The 2,622-nt window shown below is 65.7% G+C and carries 3 protein-coding genes; 2 read left to right on the forward strand and 1 reads right to left on the reverse strand.

The genetic code is table 11. The features are described from left to right. Window positions 1–35 precede the first annotated feature (35 nt). Window positions 36–527, reverse strand: a complete 492-nt coding sequence (locus tag Q4P07_RS07025; RefSeq protein ID WP_303374195.1) for a DUF6326 family protein — start codon at window positions 525–527, stop codon at window positions 36–38. Window positions 528–686: 159 nt separating this feature from the next. On the opposite strand from Q4P07_RS07025, the gene Q4P07_RS07030 reads away from it, so the two are divergent. Both Q4P07_RS07030 and Q4P07_RS07035 read left to right on the forward strand, forming a co-directional pair. Further along, a complete protein-coding gene (locus Q4P07_RS07030; RefSeq protein ID WP_303374196.1) occupies window positions 687–1,841 on the forward strand; it encodes a sensor histidine kinase in 1,155 nt (384 codons plus the stop codon). Further along, the gene (locus tag Q4P07_RS07035) at window positions 1,838–2,494 is read left to right on the forward strand and encodes a response regulator transcription factor (protein WP_303374197.1); all 657 of its coding nucleotides are present in this window, start codon (window positions 1,838–1,840) and stop codon (window positions 2,492–2,494) included. The genes Q4P07_RS07030 and Q4P07_RS07035 overlap by 4 nt, the downstream gene beginning before the upstream one ends. The last annotated feature ends 128 nt before the right edge of the window (window positions 2,495–2,622 follow it).

Genomic DNA, 2,622 nt, shown 5'->3' on the forward strand with positions numbered 1-2,622 from the left:
GTCGACGGCGTCCACGAGGTGACCCTCCGAGGGCGTCACCCCTGAGTCCCGACCGGGGCTGCGGGGCGGACGTGTCGCGCAGGAGTTGAGGAGGTGACCTCAACTGGCGCTGGCCAGGTCCAGGCGGTCCGGACGATGGCGAGGAGCAAGACGACCTCCATTGCGCTGCCGATGAGGTAATAGGCCCATTCTTCGCCGAGGCACGACGCGATGATGCTGATCACGTAAAGAGGGGCGACGACGAGGTGGACGACGCGGTTCACCCTTGGTGTGAGCAGGAGTGACCCCGCCACCATGAGGCTCGGGATCGCGATAAAGATCAGGGTGGAGGTCAGGAACACTTGATTGACTGCCCACCCGGTAGTCCCCACCGTGCCATTAAGCGCTGCTTCGAGGACGTCGGCCCGGTAGAAGCCGAAGATGTCGACGTAGGCGAAGACGAAGAGCATCGCGATCCATAGCGCGGAGAGTTCGAGCTTCACGTCGACAGGCGTGTCTTTGAGCTGTCGAGCTGCCTTGGTGTTCATGGGTGCTCCTGACGATGACGATGACGAACCTCCAGTCTTGCCGAAACGGGCCTCTCGCACACCGGCGCAAAGGCCAGGTCGACACCGGCCGAAAGGCCCTCATCGACGTTGGCCTTTCGGACGATCCGCGGCCTGCGCCTACTCCGTATGCTGGAATCCGTGAGGAGAGCGCTCGGTTGGCTGCCGGCGGAGGCAGGCGTCGAAGACCCACCCGCTCGCGCGTGGCGTGACTGGTTGCTCGCCGCGGTCGTGGCGGGGGTGGCGGCAGTCGAGGTCCTCCTACGTGACGACCTATCATGGCGCCCCCTCTCCCTCGTGCTGGGGCTCGTCCTGGCTCTCAGCACGCTGTGGCGCCGCACCCAGCCGCTGGCTATGGCCACCCTCGGGTTCGGGTCGATCTTGATCGTGGACCTCGCCACAGCCCTCACCCACAGCGAGCCCGTCATCCTGTATTCCAGCGCGGTCGTGCTGGTGCTCGTCTACGCCATATTTCGATGGGGCAGCGGTCCTGCGGCAGCACTCGGGCTGATGGTCGTGCTGGCGGAATGGCTCGTCGCCACGATCACCGACTACTCCGGTCTCGCTGACGCTGGTGGTGGCCTGATCGTGCTGCTGTTCTTTGCCGCGCTGGGGCTCTCGGTGCGCTACCGCCATATCGCCGGCGCCCAGCAGTTGGAGGGAGTCAGATCCCATGAGCGGGAAACGCTCGCTCGCGAGTTGCACGACACCGTGGCACACCACGTCGCGGCGATCACCATCTCGGCCCAGGCCGGGAGAGTCCTCGCCGGTTCGAACGACCTGTCGGGGGCGGCCTCGAGCCTTGCTGTGATCGAGGAGGAGGCCTCGCGTGCCTTGGCCGAGATGCGCTTGATGGTCGGCTCACTACGTCGAGGCCGCGACAATCCAACAATGCTCCCTCCCCGAAGCGTCGCCGACTTCGACGAATTCGCCGCTGCTGAAGGAGGTCCGGGCTTACGGGTCGAGGTCACATGTCGCGGCGATCTCGACGATCTGCGGCCATCAATCGCGACGGCGTTGTATCGCATCGCTCAGGAATCGATCACTAACGTCCATCGGCATGCACGCCATGCGACAAGAGTCGAGGTGCTCCTCGCCGGTGGGACGGAGAGCGTGCGGCTCTCGATCACTGACGACGGTGCACGGGCGCTTTCCACTCTCCGCGCACCAGGCTATGGACTCGTCGGTATGGCGGAACGGGTGGCGCTGCTCGGAGGCAGTCTCGAAGCGGGACCACGACCCGACGGAGGCTGGATGGTCCAGGCAGACATTCCACGGCAGCGGGAGCTGAAATGACGATCCGGGTCCTCCTCGCCGACGATCAGGACATCATTCGGGCCGGGCTGACCACCCTCCTCAACAGCCAGCCAGGCATCGAGGTGGTCGGCCAGGCTGCGGACGGTCGTGAGGCTGTCCTCCTGGCGGGCCAGTTGCAGCCGGACGTCTGCCTGTTCGACATCCGCATGCCTCACCTCGATGGAGTCGAGGCGACTCGCCTCCTGGCCGGACCGGACGTCGAACACCCGCTAGCGGTCGTCGTGATCACCACCTTCGATACGGACGAACACGTGCGGGGCGCACTCCGGGCCGGTGCCCGCGGTTTCCTCCTCAAGGACTCCGGACCGGAGTTGCTCGCCCAAGCGATCCACGCCGCGGCGCAAGGGGATGCTCTCATTGCTCCCCGCGTCACCGGTCGGCTGCTCGCTACCTTCGCTGACTCACCGAGCACTGAGCAGCGATCGCGCCGCATCGTCTCTTTGACCGACCGCGAGGAGGAGGTCGTGGTGGCGGTAGCCCGTGGTTTGACTAACGCCGAGATCGCCACTGAGCTCTACATCAGCTTGAGCACCGTGAAATCTCACCTGGCCAGCCTGATGAACAAGATCGACGTGCGCAATCGCGTCCAGATCGTCATCTGGGCGTATGAGTCCAAACGGGTGCGGCCGTAAGCGCCGTTAGCCCCTGGAACCGTCATGTGTCGGGCGCCGCCCCGCGCAACCGGCGGTGCCCCACGGTGGGTGGGGGGCTCCGCCGGCCCTGATCGCGTCCCGGGGCTCCCCGAGCCACCCCCTTATGG

This window comes from Ornithinimicrobium sp., from assembly GCF_030537745.1.
GTDB lineage: Bacteria > Actinomycetota > Actinomycetes > Actinomycetales > Dermatophilaceae > Ornithinicoccus.